Source organism: Ruegeria sp. AL12, from assembly GCF_056540885.1.
Map to the genome: position 1 here is coordinate 529,909 of NZ_JBQFXN010000001.1, position 15,412 is coordinate 545,320.

Here is a 15,412-nt window from a genome sequence, read left to right on the forward strand (position 1 = left end):
AAGCTCAAGCGCCCAGACGGGCGGAAAACCTGAACCCGCAGCAGGTGGCCGGATCGCGCAATACCCGTGGGTTCGCGGGGTCAGGCTGCATCTTCCTCGTCATCGTTTTCGATCAGAACAATGGAACCGGCATCGACCAGAACGCGAATGGCGGCCACGACCTGTGTCATGGCATCTTCGGCTTCCGATTGTTTGACGCGCCCACGTTCGGCCATTTCCTCGCGCAGATTGTCGGCCATGCGGGACGAAATGTTTGACAGAATGAATTCAACGGAGGCCTTGTCATCATCCGCGGCGGCACCTGCCAATGCGGTGACAAGAACCGGCTGTTCCACTTCACGCAGGATGGCGGGAACATCGCGGGTCGCGATACGGTTTGGGATATGGGCAAAGGTGAAGATCGATTGGCGTACCAGATCCGCAAATTCGGCGTCGTCCTCGTCCAATGCGTTCAACAAGTCGTCGCGTGTTGCGGCCGCCGACTGGTTCAGGATCGCGCCCACGCGTGCGTCGGGACCATTGTCGAAAGCCTGAGCAGGCCGCTGATCCAGTTGCGCGGCCAGCGACCAGCCAATACGTTCAACCGCTTCGGGGGTGACATTTGTTGTTTTCGAGATGGCATAGGTAATGCGCCGCGCAACCGGGCCCGGCATATGGGCCAGCATCTGCGCCGCCTGTGCGGTATCCATCTTTGAAAGCATGACGGCCGCCACCTCGGTGCTTTCCGACTGGGCCATTTTGGCAAGATCCTCAACGGATATGTCACGCAGGCGTTGCCAAGGGTCGCCGATTTGGCGCACCCCGGCAAGCTTGCGCAGGCGCGCGGCCGTCGATGGTGCGATCTTTCCGTTCATCGCATCCAGTGCACCTGCAAGCCCATGTGGAAAAGCAAGCCCGACATTGTCCAGAGCGTCGCTGAATTCCTGGGCCACCACGCCTAGAGTGACGCGATCCACAAGGCCCATCTGACCAAGTTGATGGGTCAATGTCTCTTGCAGGTCGTCAGGCAATTCCTCAAGTGGAATATCGGCGCCCTCGTTCAACAGAAGGCGCACCACAACGGCCGCTTTTTGCCGACCGGTCAATGTGCGCGAAACAACTTGCGGCGCGTGTTCATCCCCCGCGGCAAGTGGGGCAGACCCCCCATTTGCCATTTGTATCAAAGCGTTTGTGTCCTGCATCTGCCCGTAATGCCAAATTTTCCGAACCACGGGCAGATTAACGGGAGTCGGGTTAAATAACCCTGAAGCTCAGTAGCTGTAGGTCAACCCTGTCCGGATGGCCTCGCGCAGAGACGTCTCGGCCCAGGTCCCTTCGCCGCCGCGGGCCTTGATCTCGCGCCACTGCTCGATTGCCAGATCGGTTTTTCCTTCGGTTACAAAGCCTTGCGCCATATAGCTGCGCGCCAGAAGATTGTCGGGATTGGCATTGATGGCATTCTGGTAAAAGACGTTCGCCAGCTCCAGCTCGCCCATCTTGCGGTAGGTAAAGCCCCAATAGGTCAGCACACGGTCGTCGTCCTGATCCATGATCCGCAGGATATCCTGCGCGTGCCCGTATTGCCCGTCATAGGCCAGTTCGCGGACGGCGTCGTAAAGCTGATCTTCCGACAGGTTGGTTTTGTTGGGTTTGACGCACCGACCTCTGGCTTCGTCATAGACCCGACCGAACAAACACTTCTTGGTCGTATTCGTCGGTTTCGGCGGGCTACTGCTGTCGCCGCCTGCGGCGTGGACCACCGGGGCAAAGGCGAAGGCCTGCAAAGCGAGGGCTGAAGCTAACAAAAGGCGCATATTCTTACTCCGTTCTCGGGGCTGCTCACAAAATCATAGTACGATCTACAAAAAAGCTAACAGTGGAACGGTTGCTTTTATTCACAAGTCGGACAGAAATTTGTCAGCTGTTGACGGATTTCGCGCAGCTTTGCGTTTCAGTGTCCCAGGTTGTGCCGGGTGCGCAGGATTGTGTCTGTTTGGAATGCCCGCTGCATGCAAGGCCGGCAGATGCCACACAAACAAGTGCAAGTGAGCAAAGAACGGTACGGATCATGGTGCCTCTCCCCAAAAAATCATCCGCAGAATAACCGATTTCGGGCGGTCTGGCAAAAAACAAGGCCCGGCCTGTGAAATGCAGACCGGGCCGTGGGAAGGCGGCGTCGAAACGTACCTTATTCGCCGAATACCCGGGCGAAGATCGTATCCACGTGTTTGGTGTGATAGCCGAGGTCGAACTTCTCTTCGATTTCTTCGGGGCTGAGCGCGGCTGTCACGTCGGCGTCCGCCAGCAGTTCCTGTTTGAAATCGGTGCGGTGTTCCCAAACCTTCAACGCGTTGCGCTGGACCATGGCATAGGCGTCCTCACGGCTGACCCCTGCCTGGGTCAGGGCCAGAAGAACGCGCTGGCTCATGACAAGACCGGGGAATTTGTTCATGTTTTCCAGCATGTTTTCGGGGAAGATCAGCATCTTGTCGATCACACCGGTCAGACGGGCCAGCGCAAAATCCAGAGTAATCGTGGCATCCGGACCGATCATGCGCTCGACCGAGGAATGCGAGATGTCGCGTTCATGCCAGAGCGCGACATTCTCCATTGCCGGGATCACTGCCGCGCGTACCATGCGGGCCAGCCCGGTCAGGTTCTCGGTCAGTACCGGGTTTTTCTTGTGCGGCATGGCCGACGAGCCTTTCTGGCCCATCGAGAAGAATTCTGCGCCCTCCAAAACCTCGGTCCGCTGCATGTGGCGGATTTCGATGGCGATGTTTTCGATGCTGCTGGCGATGACGCCAAGCGTTGCAAAGAAGGCCGCATGGCGATCACGCGGGATCACTTGGGTGCTGATCGGTTCGGGCACAAGGCCCAGTTTGTCGCAGACATGTTCCTCGACGGCGGGATCGATATTGGCGAATGTGCCGACGGCGCCGCTGATGGCCCCAGTTGCGATTTCCGCTCGGGCGTCGCGCATACGGGACAGGTTGCGGTCCATCTCGGCATAGAACCGGGCAAAGGTCAGGCCCATTGTCGTGGGCTCTGCGTGGATGCCGTGGCTGCGGCCGATGCGAACGGTGTCCTTGTGTTCAAACGCGCGGCGCTTGAGCGCTGCCAAAAGCCCTTCGAGATCGGCGATCAGAAGGTCCGCCGCGCGTGTCAGCTGGACGTTGAAGCAGGTGTCCAACACGTCCGAACTGGTCATGCCCTGGTGCACGAACCGGGCCTCTTCACTGCCGACATGTTCGGCGAGATGGGTCAGGAATGCGATGACGTCATGCTTGGTGACGGCTTCGATCTCGTCGATGCGGGCGACGTCGAATTCCACGTCCTTGGCTTTCCAGACAGCTTCTGCATTCTCGCGCGGGATCACGCCCAGATCGGCCATGGCATCGCAGGCATGCGCCTCGATTTCGTACCAGATGCGAAACTTCGTTTCGGGCGACCAGATGGCAACCATGTCAGGACGGGAATAACGGGGAATCATTGGCGGCAGCACCTTTATGTGATTGGGATGAGGCGTTGGCGCGGGGTTTAGCCGCCTGTGCGCAAGGGAACAAGATGTGAGAGTAGGTATGAGACGGTTTGCCCTGATTTTCGCCCTTTGGCCGGGTGTTTTGGTGGCCGGAGACTTCCAGAAACTGTCCGGAGAGGAAATCCTGTCAGCCTTGGCGGGCAAGAAGCTGGAATACGGTGCGGGTGTTTGGCAGGTTTTCGAAGCCAGCATGACCACGCAGTATTTCTCGGGCGGGCCCAGTGTAGGGCGCTGGGCGGTGAGAGGGGATCAATACTGCTCGACATGGCCACCTGCCGATTTGTGGGCCTGCTACGACGTCTGGCGAAAAGGGGACGCGATCCGTTTCGTTGATGATGCGGGCGGCCAGACCGTCGGGGTCTATGCGCAATAGATTTCATGTATTTGTCTGAAAGATTGGGGCGGGATGTTTGCAAGAGCCAGACGACATGTGTGGGGCAGGGAAATACCTGAACGCGGTTTTCCTGGGTCTTTGCAACGCAGTGCTGGACAAGTCGCGCTTTCAGCGGTCAAGCTGAGGGTGAAGAAATCATCAGGTTATTGAGATATGCGTTTATTATCATCTCCAATTCTTGCCGCTTGCGCCGCTGTCTGGCTGGGTGGGGCAGGATCAGCACTGGCCGACACTCCGGTGACGTATACCGAGGATGGTCGCGCCCTGTTTCGGTTCGACGTGCCCGATTTCTGGGTGCTGCGCACTGGCGGCCCGCGTGAGATCGAAGACACCGGGTTGGATGATCCGCGTGCGGTGGCCCGAGTCATGGGGCTGCGCCCCGTAACGGACGACAACGTCTGGATGGGGTTTGTTTCACCTTCAGGGGTTGCAACCATTCAGGATGGGGTCCGCTACTTGCAGGACATCGACAAATTTCTGGTCAAAGACCCGACCCTTACCAGCACCAGCGACACCCGTATCGGCGGGTTGCCTGCCCGGGTGTTTCGGGGGACAGGGCGCCGGGATGGCAAGGGGGTGAACTTCACGGCCACTGTCATTGATTTGCCGCGCAACCGTGTCGCCATAGCTGTTGCCATCCTGCGGGACGGGGCAGACCCGGATTTCGCCGAAGATTTGAACGCCGTTTTCGCGTCGTTCCGGTCGCTTCTGTAAAGGGGGGCAAGATGCGCATTGGACTGATCAAACGGATTTCCCTCGCATTGGGGCTGGGGGCTGCAACTTTGACGTTGTCGGCCTGTGACGGCGTAACGGTCGGCGTTGGATACGGGTATGACCCGTTCTATGACTCGATGCTGTGGAACGATTACTATCGCGATGTCGATGTGAATGTTGATATCGACCGCCCGGACCGCCCAGATCGACCTGATCGGCCCGTGCGTCCCGAGCGCCCAAATCCGCCGGTTGCCAAACCTCCTGCACGGCCGCGACCCCCGGTGGCCCGGCCACCTGCCGCGCGGCCACCGATCCACCGCCCGGCACCACGCCGCAGATAATCAAAAGGCCGCCTGTCCGGCGGCCTTTTCTCAGGTAAGAAGTTCGGTCGTGATATGCGCCGAGCCTTCAAGTGTCCGGTGAACCGGGCATTTGTCTGCGATTTCCAGCAGGCGCTGTTTTTGTTCCTGATCAAGCGGGCCGCTCAGGCGGATTTTGCGGCGGAACTGATCCACTTTGCCCTCATTTGCCAAACCGGCATCCTGAGCATGAACTTTGTCATGGCAGACATCGACGCTGACACTGGTCAGCGGCCATTTTTTGCGGCGCGCATACATCCTTATCGTCATGGACGTGCAGGCGCCGAGGCCGGATGAGACAAAGCCATAAGGCGACATGCCCTTATCCGTGCCGCCATAAGAGGCAGGCTCATCTGCAACCGCATGATGGTGCGGACCGGCCTGAATATCCTGCATGAAGCCATTCGGATCCGCCTCTGTCACGCGAACGACACCTTCCGGCGCACCCGGGGGTGGCGCGGGGGGGCAAAGTTTCAGATAGCGCGAGACCCAAGCCGAGATGACATCCGCGGCATATTCAGCATCAGACGCCCGTGTGATCAGGTGATCGGCTTCGTCGAGGGTGACGAAGCTTTTTGGGTGCTTTGCAGCCAGAAAGATGGTGCTTGCGTTGTCGATACTGACCGTTTCGTCCCGAGGAGCGTGCAGGATCAGCAAAGCGGCCTTGAGATCAGCGATCGAGGCAGACAGGGCCGATCCCGCAATGTCATCCACGAACGCTTTGCCAATTCGAAACGGGCGCCCGCCCAAGGTGACCTCGGCGCTGCCCTCCTGTTCGATCTGGGGCAGGGCATCCTCGAAATGATGGGACACGTGGCCGGGATCCGCCGGTGCGCCCAAGGTGACCACGGCCTTGACCGTCGGAATTCCGGCACGCGCCCGCAAAACCGCCGCACCGCCAAGCGAGTGACCGATCAGAAGGGCAGGGGCCATGTTTCGTCCGGCCAGATATTGCGCGGCCGAGATCAGGTCCTCGACATTCGACGTGAAAGTCGTGTTGGCGAATTCTCCTTCGGAATGACCCAGGCCGGTAAAGTCGAACCGAAGCACTGCAATTCCCATGGCCGCCAGGCGGGCCGAAATGCGCCGGGCCGCAGGTATGTCCTTGGAACAGGTGAAGCAATGGGCAAACAGGGCCGTCGCAAGGACCGGACCATCCGGCAAATCCAGCCGCGCGGCCAATTGGCTGCCGTCATGTCCGGCAAAAGTGATGCGTTCCGTGGGCATGTCGGCTCCTTGAACGGTTCGGGGAAACATCCCCAATACTGTGGTCAAGCCCGCCGGGTCACAACCCTTATGTCAAACGCGTCACGGGAAGGTGAGAACCAAGCGAGCGTCTTGCAATCCGAAAGATGCCACGGGCGGTGACAGGCGTGGCCGCTAATTGGGGGTGTTTGGCGCTCCATCAATGTGTGTGATGCAAAACCGAACAAACATTCGTTTCACTTATGTCGCAATCAGGCCCATCTACGGCCTACAGCAATTGATAAAGGAGACGCAGATGGCACATGCAGACGCTGCCGCACACCTTCCAAAGATACTTCCCGGTACAGTCATGGCGATTGTTCTGGCTGGCCTCGTGGGTTTTGCCGTCGGGCAATCCCGGCCCGCAGTTTTCAGCGGGCCGCAGGCTCAGGTAAGTCCAACTGTCGAAGACTGGCACGGCAACGTGCGCCGGTCTCATTGGTTAGAATGAGGCGCCGGCCTCACTCGAGCCCCATCAACCGGGCATCGAAGGGGTATTTCGTCAGGTTTTCGTATCCGTCTTCGGTTATGAGAACCTGATCCTCCAGCTTGATGCTGAAATCGCCACCCACTTCGCCCACGCAGGCTTCGACACACAAGACCATTCCGGGTTCCAGCGGATAATCGTAGGCCCCTTCAACCGCCTTGTCCGGATAAGCAACCAGCGGCCATTCATCGCAAAGCCCGACGCCGTGCATCAGACAGCCATATTTCTGCGCCTGGAACTTCTCGTCCAGCCTGTGGGAATTTGCGGTCAGTTCGGGGATCATCACGCCGGGCTTGAGCATCTCCATATTGGTCATGATGTGTTCATGGGCGTGTCGCATGGCATAGATCATGTCCTCGCGTGGCTTCTGATCGCCAATCCACCAACTGCGGGAAATATCGATACAAATCCCGTAAGATCCAATCAGGTCGGTGTCGAACGAGATGATCTCGTTCTGCTGGGTGATCCGCGGGCCACATTCCTGAAACCACGGGTTGGTGCGCTGGCCCGAAGCCAGCAGACGGGTTTCGATCCATTCACCGCCACGCTTGATGTTTTCGGCGTGAAGTACAGCCCAGATATCATCTTCCGAGGTCTTGCCGTCGCCGACATTGGCACGGGCAAACCGTTCCATTTCGGCAACCGCAGTTTCGCAGGCATGGCTGGCGCAGCGCATGGCCAGGATTTCGTCAGGCCCTTTGATGGCGCGGGTCTTCTCGGTCAGTTCTTCGCCTTCCATGATGTCGAACCCCTGCGCCTCGAGCGCGCGCAATCCGTGCAGCATGATCTTGTCGACCGCCAGGCGCATATTTCCGCCGCCGTGTTCTTCGATCAGTACGCGTACTTCGTTCGAGAACACATCTGCGGCAACGTCAACCTTGTCGCCCCGGTCGAAGTAAAACAGGTCAGCGCCCGAGCGCTGCTCGCGCACAAGTGGGTTGAAGGTGCTGAGGAAGGGGGAGTTTTTGTAATCCCAGATCACCATATAGCCATCTGCACACAGCAAAACCGCCCGAAACGGATTGTGGGTGTTCCACAGCTGCATATTCGTGCTGTCGGTGGCATAGCGGATATTCAGCGGGTCAAAAATCAGCAAGCCGCCATAGCCGCGGTCCACGATGGCCTGTGTCAGCCTCTTCCAGCGGTGTTCCCGCATCCGTGCCAGATTGGGAAGTTCCAGCCCCGCAGCGGCCCACTCGTCAAACGCAAGCTGCGTCGGACCAATCTCGATCCGATCATTTTCGTTTGGCGTACCATCGCCCAATGTCGTGCCACGGCTGGGGTCAATCTTGCGCGCGTCTCGGTAGTGCTGGTTCATGGCTGGCCTCGTTGCTTGTTCCAATTACAATTCATCCGCCACAACCAATCGTCTGAGAAAAATGCGACGGCGAGGTTGTCGTTTTCGACCGACAAGAAAAGCTGCGCATGCTAAGCCCCCGGCATGACTCGTATTCTGCAAAACAAGATCCCGTATGATGTCGAAAACCCACGCGCTTTGCCGGGTATTCAACCGGCAACCATGGAAAACTGGCTGCATCAGGATGAGGCTTTTGCCGACCAGATGCGGCGTCGCGAAGAAATTCTGGCTGAGCGGCGCGACGATGTTCTTGCGCTTGATCCTGGGGCCAAACCTGCCGCGCAAGAGTTGCTGGATCTGGTGCTGATGCAGACATATCCCACGGCCGGGGCAGAGGCCGCAAGGCCGGATGGCATATCCGTCGCGATCGACCGCGACCGACCGCTTGATACGCTGTGCAGGCTGGTGCAGGAGGACTTCTGCATTCTTCAGAAACGGGGAAATGAGCATGTTCTGACGGGTGCCATTCTGTGTTTTCCTGCCAGTTGGCGCTTGTCCGAGAAATTCATGCGGCCGCTGATTGATATCCACGTGCCTGTGGAAAGCTATGACGCTAATGTCGCGAAACGGGTGCAGAGGCTGTTTGACGGTATTCAACCCGGTCGCCCGCTGTGGCGCTTCAACGCCCTGTGGTACGAAGACCCGGAGCTGTTCCAACCTCGCAGTGCCAGTGAGCCGCGCGAAATACGGGACCGGCGTCAGGCGTCTTATCTGCGAAGCGAGCGGCAGACGTTGTTGCGTTTGCCGAAATCCAACGCGGTCGTGTTTTCCATCCACACATACGTTCTGGCCGCAAACGCGATCCCAAAAACGGAAAACCCCGCCTGATGGCGGGGCCTCCTAGGAGGGTCTTCGATAATTCTTTTACATGCCCAAGGCACCCGCTACATCAGCGAAGGCGTTGCTGGCGTTCAGCGCGACAATGGCGAATGTGAGCACAAGCACCTGTGTGTTCAGGCGGAAATCCTCGCCCCGGATCAGGTTGACTGCGGCCATCGATACAGCAATTGGCGCTGAAATGCTGGCCAACACTCCGGTCATGCACCAACTACTAAGGCGCAGGATGTCGCTTGGCTTGTCATCATCATCCGCGATGGCCGCACCTCCGTCCATCTGGGTGGGCAGGTCTGCCTCGTCGCTTCGGAACGCGATGCTGAGCAATTGTTCGTCGGTCAGTTGAATTGGACGCGCGGCAGGAGAGTGTAGGGCAGTGATCGTGTCATCCTGTTCAGACTGCTGCATCCCGGCGAACTGTCCGGTCAGTGATTGAAAGATCTGCTTTCGATCCCTGCTTGTTCGGCTTGGTGTCAGGGTGTCAAAGGCGCTCATGAAGTGCTCGACTGTAAGAACCGTGTGCGGCGACAACCATTCAACCCGTCGGGTCGAACAGATATCGACCATGCGATACAGAGTGACCACCAGCATCAGTTCCGAAATCTCGGCGTCGTCCAAAAGTGGCGAGACTGGCGTAATTGTCAGCACCAACCTGTTTTGGGGATGCGACACGCGGGGCTTTGTTATGGTTTTCAACCCTGCGGCGCGATCCATGCGCTCGTAGCGGTCCTGCTGCCCGGAGGCGCCTGTATCCAGAGTCATCCGCACAAGATACTGGCTCGAGACGATGCTGGCCTCGGTCGCGCTGAGCAGGGCCTTGCGCTCGACCAGATGACCGTAGTCTTCCAGCGTCGTGGCAACGATGGATCCAAAGCGCTCTATTGCGCCGGTTGCGTCGCCATCAAATTGCAGGCCGCCATGGTAGCTGTGCTTCCGAGCCACTGCCCCGTCCTTTTCTGCGTTCTGTTATTCAAAGACTAGCACCCCATCTTGGAGAGAATTTGGCGAAAAATGCAAAAAAGTGAAATTTCCCAGCGATTGGTTACGCTTTGGAAACCAAGCAACTAAAGGCTTTTGTTTGTCACTGTGGCGGAAATGTGGCGAAATCAGGTGCGGCGCGTGTTGACGGTGCGGCGGGGTTAATTGTCGATTCGGGCAGCCATTATAGCGATGGATTGCTGATAGACCGAGGCAGCATTCCACTGCTGCAAGACGCGAAAATTTGGTTCTCCGGGTTGATAACCGCGCCCCGGTTTCCACCCTTTCTGGCGAAGGAAATTGGCGGTTGAGGCCAATGCATCCGTCATGTTGTAGAAGTCCACGCGCCGGTCGCCTGTAGCATCGACACCATAGGTCAGGGCGTTGCCTGGCAGGAATTGCGTGTGGCCCAGTTCGCCATGTTTTGCCCCTTTTGTCGCCATTGTGATACTGCCCATGTCGACCAGTTTCAGTGCCCCAATTGCGTGGGGAATAAAGAACTCTGACCGGCGACAATCATAGGCCAGTGTTGTGATTGCGGAAACAACCTGACTGTCGCCCATGAAATTGCCAAAGCCGGTTTCCATGCCGTGAATGGCGATCAGAACACCCGCAGGAACACCATATTGCCGCTCAAAGGCGGCATAATAGTTCGGGTTGGCGGCTTTGCGTTTGCGCCCCTGTGCGACGATTGTATCGGCCCCTCGAACACGCATGAATTTGTCCAGCGAGTATTTGAAGCTTTTTTGATTGCGGTCCGCGGCGATGGTGCGCGTGGCATATTGGGTCTGGGACAGCGCTTGCAGACCTTTCTTTTTCACTCCCGCCTTGCGTGCCTGTTTGGCAAAATCGGCCTTCCACGCCTCAAATCCAGCGCTGGTGTTGCCACAGGGTGCGGCCAGAACCGGGGACGTCAGGGAAAGGGCAAGAATGGTGGCAAGGCGAAACATGGGCGTAATCCGATGGAATTGAAATCTGCGGTTAGCCTAGCGTGGGCTGCGTCTTGGGCAAAGCGGTTAATAGAGGTCCAACTCGCCCTTTTTCCTGAGCGTTTCGAACCATTCCTCAGGCGTGGCATTGATGCGGGCGTGTTTCACCATCATCGCATTCATATTTGGCAGATGGGTCGAATCCGGCCAGTCTTCGGGTTGCCACAGATGTGCGCGGATTACACACTTGGGACAGTGTGCAAATGCTGTCTCGACGTGGATGAGCAGCGCCAGTTTGGGTGGGTGCCCGTCAATGGCCATGGTTTCAAGCAAACGGGGGTCAGCACAGATGCGGGCCGTGCCGCGAATGCGGAGCGTTTCCATCTTGCCGGGAACAAAGAACAGGACGCTGACGCGCGGATCCTTGAGAACATTGTGAAACGTATCCACGCGTTTGTTTCCCGGCCGATCCGGGATCGCGATCAGGGTATCGGACAGCACCTGAACAAAGCCGGGCGGGTCACCACGGGGTGAAACATCAAGATGCCCATCCGTGTTGGCCGAAGCGATAAGGCAAAAGGGCGAGGTCGCTATGAAATCGCGACACATCTGATCGAGGGAGGACACCTCCTTGGCAGTGATCTGTGGCAGCGGATGGCCAGAGATCCTCCTCAGCTCCTGTTCGGATGTCACAAGGTTTGTGAATTTCGAGAAAGGTGAGGTATCGCAAGGCATGCTGTCGTCTCCGGTCGGGAGTGTTCTCACCAGTTTGTTGGATCAACGGCGGCGCGTCAAACCGTGTGGGCAGAAATGACAAGGGCGCCCGAAGGGGCGCCCTGCCAAATCGTTTCCGTACTCAGCTTAGCAGCTGTAGTACATGCCGTACTCCACCGGGTGCGGAGTGTGCTCGTAGGTTTCCACCTCTTCCATCTTAAGTGCGATGTAACCGTCGATCTGGTCTTTGGTGAACACATCGCCCTGAAGCAGGAAGTCGTGATCGGATGCCAGAGCTTCCAGAGCCTCACGCAGGCTGCCGCAGACGGTCGGGATGTCGGCCAGTTCCTCGGCGGGCAAGTCGTACAGGTTCTTGTCCATCGCCTCGCCGGGGTTGATCTTGTTCTTGATACCGTCCAGGCCAGCCATAAGCAGGGCGGCAAACGCCAGATAGGGGTTGGATGACGGATCGGGGAACCGCGCCTCGACACGTTTGGCTTTGGGGCTTTCAGTCCATGGGATACGCACACAACCCGAACGGTTACGTGCCGAATAGGCTCGTAGAACGGGGGCTTCAAACCCGGGGATCAAGCGCTTGTAGCTGTTGGTCGACGGGTTGGTGAAGGCGTTCAGGGTCTTGGCGTGTTTCAGGATGCCGCCGATGAAGTAAAGCGCCTCGTCCGAAAGGTCGGCATATTTGTCGCCAGCGAACAGCGGCTTGCCATCTTTCCAGATCGACATGTTCACGTGCATGCCGGTGCCGTTGTCACCTGCGACCGGCTTGGGCATGAAAGTGGCCGATTTGCCGTAGGCGTGTGCTACGTTGTGGATGACGTACTTGTATTTTTGCAGCTCATCGGCCTGCTTGGTCAGGCTGTCAAAGACAAGGCCCAGCTCGTGCTGGCACGAGGCCACTTCGTGGTGGTGCTTGTCGACCTTCATGCCCAGACGTTTCATGGTCGACAGCATTTCCGAACGCAGGTCCTGCGCTTCGTCGATGGGGTTGACTGGGAAGTAGCCGCCCTTGACGCCCGGACGATGGCCCATGTTGCCCATCTCGTATTCGGTGTCGGTGTTCCACGACGCATCCGTTGCATCAACTTCGAAAGATACTTTATTGATGCTGTTGGAAAAACGAACGTCATCGAACAGGAAGAATTCAGCTTCGGGACCCATATAGGCAACGTCACCGATACCGCTGGACTTCAGGTAGGCTTCGGCTTTCTGCGCGGTTCCGCGCGGGTCGCGACCATAGGCTTCACCGGTGTCGGGCTCAACGATCGAGCAGTGCAGACACAGTGTCTTCTCCGCATAGAACGGGTCGATGTAAGCCGAAGTCGTGTCGGCGATCAGTTTCATGTCCGAGTTTTCGATCGATTTCCAGCCTGCAATGGACGAGCCGTCAAACATGAAGCCTTCTTCCAGGAAGTCTTCGTCGACCAGATCGACGTCCACCGTGACGTGCTGCAGTTTGCCGCGCACGTCGGTGAAGCGGATGTCGACATATGCGACGTCTTCTTCGCGGATTGTATTGAGAACTGCCTCTGCGCTCATTCCCTTGGTCCTTCTGATAGATGTGTCAGTAATGTTGTGAGTTAGAGTGCTTCCGAGCCGGTCTCGCCGGTCCGGATGCGAATGGCTTGGTCGACAGGCGAGACGAAAATCTTGCCGTCTCCGATCTTGTCGGTTTTGGCGGCCGATACGATGGCTTCGATCGCGGCGTCGACCTGGTCGTCGTCCAATACGACCTCGACCTTAACCTTGGGCAGAAAATCGACGACATACTCGGCGCCGCGATACAGTTCGGTATGGCCTTTCTGGCGACCGAAGCCCTTGACCTCGATGACGCTGAGGCCCTGGACGCCCACATCCTGCAATGCCTCTTTCACTTCGTCCAGTTTGAACGGCTTGATGATCGCTTCGATCTTTTTCATCCCGGCTCACCTTGAATGGTTGTCTCAGGGGCAGTGATCACGTCTAAGATCGGGCGGCAATGTGATTGCGATATCGTGCGGGTCGGGGTGCTTGGAAAAACGGCTGCGTGCTATTTTTTGAGCGACTTGCACAAAAAGTAATCAAAATTGAATCGAGCAAGGGGTGAAAGGATGGAATTGCTGACAGCGGCACAGATGCGGGCCATTGAGCAGGCCGCCATCAAGTCTGGTGACGTGACCGGTCTGGAGCTGATGGAGCGGGCCGGGCGGGGTGTTGTTGACGCGATTTTCGAAGAATGGCCCGTGTTGGACAGGCGAGGGGCCAGCCCCTCGCGCTCCCCGGGATATTTAGGGCCAGATGAAGAGGATCCGCTGCGCGCAGTGGTGCTGTGCGGACCGGGCAACAATGGGGGTGACGGGTTTGTCGTGGCGCGGCTTTTGCAGAAGCAGGGGTGGGAGGTTGAGGTGTTCCTTTGTGGAGACCCGGAAAAGCTGCCTCCGGATGCGCGGGTGAATTATGAGAGATGGGGTGCAAAGAACGAGGTTCGCGTCTTCGCTGTCGACTCCGCCCCGTTGGCGGATGATGTTCTTGGGTTTCCAAAGAGCATTGATCTGGTTGTCGACGGGGTTTTTGGCACGGGTCTCACCCGGTCATTTGCAGGGGCGTTCTCCATGCTGGCCAATGCGCCGGTCAGAGCCCTGCTGCGAGAGCGAGGCGTAAAGGTCGTTTCAATTGACGCGCCAAGCGGCCTGTGCGCCGACAGCGGTCGCATTCTTGGTCAGGCGATTGTTGCGGACATGACGGTGACGTTCCACAGCAAAAAGCTTGGGCATGTTCTAGGTGATGGTCCGGTGACCTGCGGGACGGTACGAACCAAATCGATCGGGCTTGAAACACTGGAAGACGGTCAGATCGTTCACGCGACCGAGGCTGACGGGGTGAAGCTTTCGAAAGTTTCGGTTGGCCACAAATACTCACATGGTCATGCTTTGATCCTATCTGGGGGGGCGGGCAAAACAGGGGCCGCGCGTTTGGCGGCGCGGGGGGCTTTGCGGGTTGGAGCGGGGCTGGTGACGCTGGGCGTGCCGCCGTCTGCGCAGATGGAGGTGGCCAGCCAGATCACGGCTCTCATGTTGCAGCGGGTTGATGGGGCTGATGGATTGCCTGAAATGCTTGAGGATACGCGCCTGAATGCACTCTGCCTTGGGCCTGCGCTGGGATTCGAGCGGGCGCAGGCGCTGGTGCCGATTGTCCTCGCTGCACGGCGGGCGACCGTGTTGGATGCGGATGCTTTGTCAGCTTTTGCCGAGGATCCCGGCGCCCTGATCGCGCGATTGCACGACAAATGCGTACTGACACCGCATGGCGGGGAATTTGCATGGGTATTCCCGGACATCGCCGCGCAGATGAACGCGCAACCGGCCAAAGGCCCGGCGTTTTCCAAGGTAGACGCAACGCGTGCTGCCGCAAAACGGGCTGGGTGCGTGGTTCTGTTCAAGGGCCCGGACACGGTGATTGCTGCGCCGGATGGCCGGTGCGTGGTGAACTCGGCCGTTTACGAAAGAGCGGCCCCCTGGTTGGCGACGGCCGGGTCCGGCGATGTACTGGCCGGATTCATCGCAGGGTTGTTGGCGCGAGGTTTGGCACCGATGCAGGCGGCGGAAACTGCGGCGTGGCTGCATGTGGAATGTGCGCGCCAGTTCGGGCCGGGTTTGATCGCGGAAGATTTGCCGGAACAGGTGCCGGAGGTTTTCAGAAAGTTGAATATTTGAGTTCGTTGGGCGTGGAACGGCTCAATTCCCGGCGAGTCGGCGGAAATCCGCCGTCAAGCTTCACGTCAATGCAGACCGAATGTTTGCCAGATGCATAGCTGGACGTCACAATTTATTTGCACACGGTGCCGCGGATTTTCGAATGGATTCGTAACTGTATGATATAAAATGCGA

16 protein-coding genes are annotated in these 15,412 nt (G+C 58.0%); 6 read left to right on the forward strand and 10 right to left on the reverse strand.

The window, feature by feature from the left end; genetic code table 11:
- Positions 1-80: 80 nt before the first annotated feature.
- The 3 genes from ACR0C6_RS02640 to purB all read right to left on the reverse strand — a co-directional run bounded on the left by ACR0C6_RS02640 (position 81) and on the right by purB (position 3,472).
- The gene (locus ACR0C6_RS02640) at positions 81-1,154 is read right to left on the reverse strand and encodes a flagellar motor switch protein FliG (protein WP_480618810.1); all 1,074 of its coding nucleotides are present in this window, start codon (positions 1,152-1,154) and stop codon (positions 81-83) included.
- Between the two features lie 96 nt (positions 1,155-1,250).
- Complete coding sequence (locus ACR0C6_RS02645; RefSeq protein ID WP_171167585.1) at positions 1,251-1,793, reverse strand: tetratricopeptide repeat protein; 543 nt, start codon at positions 1,791-1,793, stop codon at positions 1,251-1,253.
- 374 nt (positions 1,794-2,167) lie between these two features.
- Positions 2,168-3,472: an adenylosuccinate lyase gene (gene purB, locus ACR0C6_RS02650; RefSeq protein WP_171228076.1), complete on the reverse strand. Its 1,305-nt coding sequence runs from the start codon at positions 3,470-3,472 to the stop codon at positions 2,168-2,170.
- A gap of 88 nt (positions 3,473-3,560) precedes the next feature.
- On the opposite strand from purB, the gene ACR0C6_RS02655 reads away from it, so the two are divergent.
- The 3 genes from ACR0C6_RS02655 (at position 3,561) to ACR0C6_RS02665 (ending at position 4,969) form a co-directional block, all read left to right on the forward strand.
- Complete coding sequence (locus tag ACR0C6_RS02655; protein ID WP_480618168.1) at positions 3,561-3,893, forward strand: hypothetical protein; 333 nt, start codon at positions 3,561-3,563, stop codon at positions 3,891-3,893.
- 174 nt (positions 3,894-4,067) lie between these two features.
- The gene (locus ACR0C6_RS02660; RefSeq protein ID WP_152458352.1) at positions 4,068-4,628 is read left to right on the forward strand and encodes a hypothetical protein; all 561 of its coding nucleotides are present in this window, start codon (positions 4,068-4,070) and stop codon (positions 4,626-4,628) included.
- A gap of 11 nt (positions 4,629-4,639) precedes the next feature.
- Entirely contained in the window at positions 4,640-4,969 is a 330-nt protein-coding gene (locus tag ACR0C6_RS02665) for a hypothetical protein (protein WP_171167593.1), read from the forward strand.
- 30 nt (positions 4,970-4,999) lie between these two features.
- Here ACR0C6_RS02665 and ACR0C6_RS02670 read toward each other — a convergent pair whose 3' ends face one another.
- Complete coding sequence (locus tag ACR0C6_RS02670; protein ID WP_171639268.1) at positions 5,000-6,214, reverse strand: bifunctional alpha/beta hydrolase/OsmC family protein; 1,215 nt, start codon at positions 6,212-6,214, stop codon at positions 5,000-5,002.
- A gap of 274 nt (positions 6,215-6,488) precedes the next feature.
- Here ACR0C6_RS02670 and ACR0C6_RS02675 point away from each other — a divergent pair, with 274 nt between their 5' ends.
- On the forward strand, positions 6,489-6,683 hold the full coding sequence (locus ACR0C6_RS02675) for a hypothetical protein (RefSeq protein ID WP_480445481.1): 195 nt from the start codon (positions 6,489-6,491) through the stop codon (positions 6,681-6,683).
- Positions 6,684-6,693: 10 nt separating this feature from the next.
- Here the strand turns inward: ACR0C6_RS02675 and dddP are convergent, their stop codons facing one another.
- The gene (dddP, locus tag ACR0C6_RS02680) at positions 6,694-8,037 is read right to left on the reverse strand and encodes a dimethylsulfonioproprionate lyase DddP (RefSeq protein WP_480445480.1); all 1,344 of its coding nucleotides are present in this window, start codon (positions 8,035-8,037) and stop codon (positions 6,694-6,696) included.
- Positions 8,038-8,160: 123 nt separating this feature from the next.
- Here dddP and ACR0C6_RS02685 point away from each other — a divergent pair, with 123 nt between their 5' ends.
- Positions 8,161-8,904, forward strand: coding sequence for a heme-dependent oxidative N-demethylase family protein (locus tag ACR0C6_RS02685; RefSeq protein WP_171725542.1), 744 nt, complete (start codon positions 8,161-8,163; stop codon positions 8,902-8,904).
- A gap of 36 nt (positions 8,905-8,940) precedes the next feature.
- Here the strand turns inward: ACR0C6_RS02685 and ACR0C6_RS02690 are convergent, their stop codons facing one another.
- The 5 genes from ACR0C6_RS02690 to ACR0C6_RS02710 all read right to left on the reverse strand — a co-directional run bounded on the left by ACR0C6_RS02690 (position 8,941) and on the right by ACR0C6_RS02710 (position 13,465).
- Complete coding sequence (locus ACR0C6_RS02690) at positions 8,941-9,852, reverse strand: hypothetical protein (RefSeq protein WP_480618169.1); 912 nt, start codon at positions 9,850-9,852, stop codon at positions 8,941-8,943.
- 197 nt (positions 9,853-10,049) lie between these two features.
- Entirely contained in the window at positions 10,050-10,838 is a 789-nt protein-coding gene (locus ACR0C6_RS02695) for a lytic murein transglycosylase (protein ID WP_480618170.1), read from the reverse strand.
- Positions 10,839-10,904: 66 nt separating this feature from the next.
- Positions 10,905-11,552: an MSMEG_1061 family FMN-dependent PPOX-type flavoprotein gene (locus tag ACR0C6_RS02700; RefSeq protein WP_152458344.1), complete on the reverse strand. Its 648-nt coding sequence runs from the start codon at positions 11,550-11,552 to the stop codon at positions 10,905-10,907.
- Positions 11,553-11,678: 126 nt separating this feature from the next.
- A complete protein-coding gene (gene glnA / locus ACR0C6_RS02705) occupies positions 11,679-13,085 on the reverse strand; it encodes a type I glutamate--ammonia ligase (RefSeq protein ID WP_171228085.1) in 1,407 nt (468 codons plus the stop codon).
- A 41-nt stretch (positions 13,086-13,126) separates the two neighbouring features.
- On the reverse strand, positions 13,127-13,465 hold the full coding sequence (locus tag ACR0C6_RS02710; RefSeq protein WP_152458342.1) for a P-II family nitrogen regulator: 339 nt from the start codon (positions 13,463-13,465) through the stop codon (positions 13,127-13,129).
- A 171-nt stretch (positions 13,466-13,636) separates the two neighbouring features.
- Here ACR0C6_RS02710 and ACR0C6_RS02715 point away from each other — a divergent pair, with 171 nt between their 5' ends.
- Positions 13,637-15,238 (forward strand): NAD(P)H-hydrate dehydratase, encoded by a 1,602-nt coding sequence (locus ACR0C6_RS02715; RefSeq protein WP_480618171.1) that lies wholly within the window; start codon positions 13,637-13,639, stop codon positions 15,236-15,238.
- Positions 15,239-15,412: the final 174 nt, after the last annotated feature.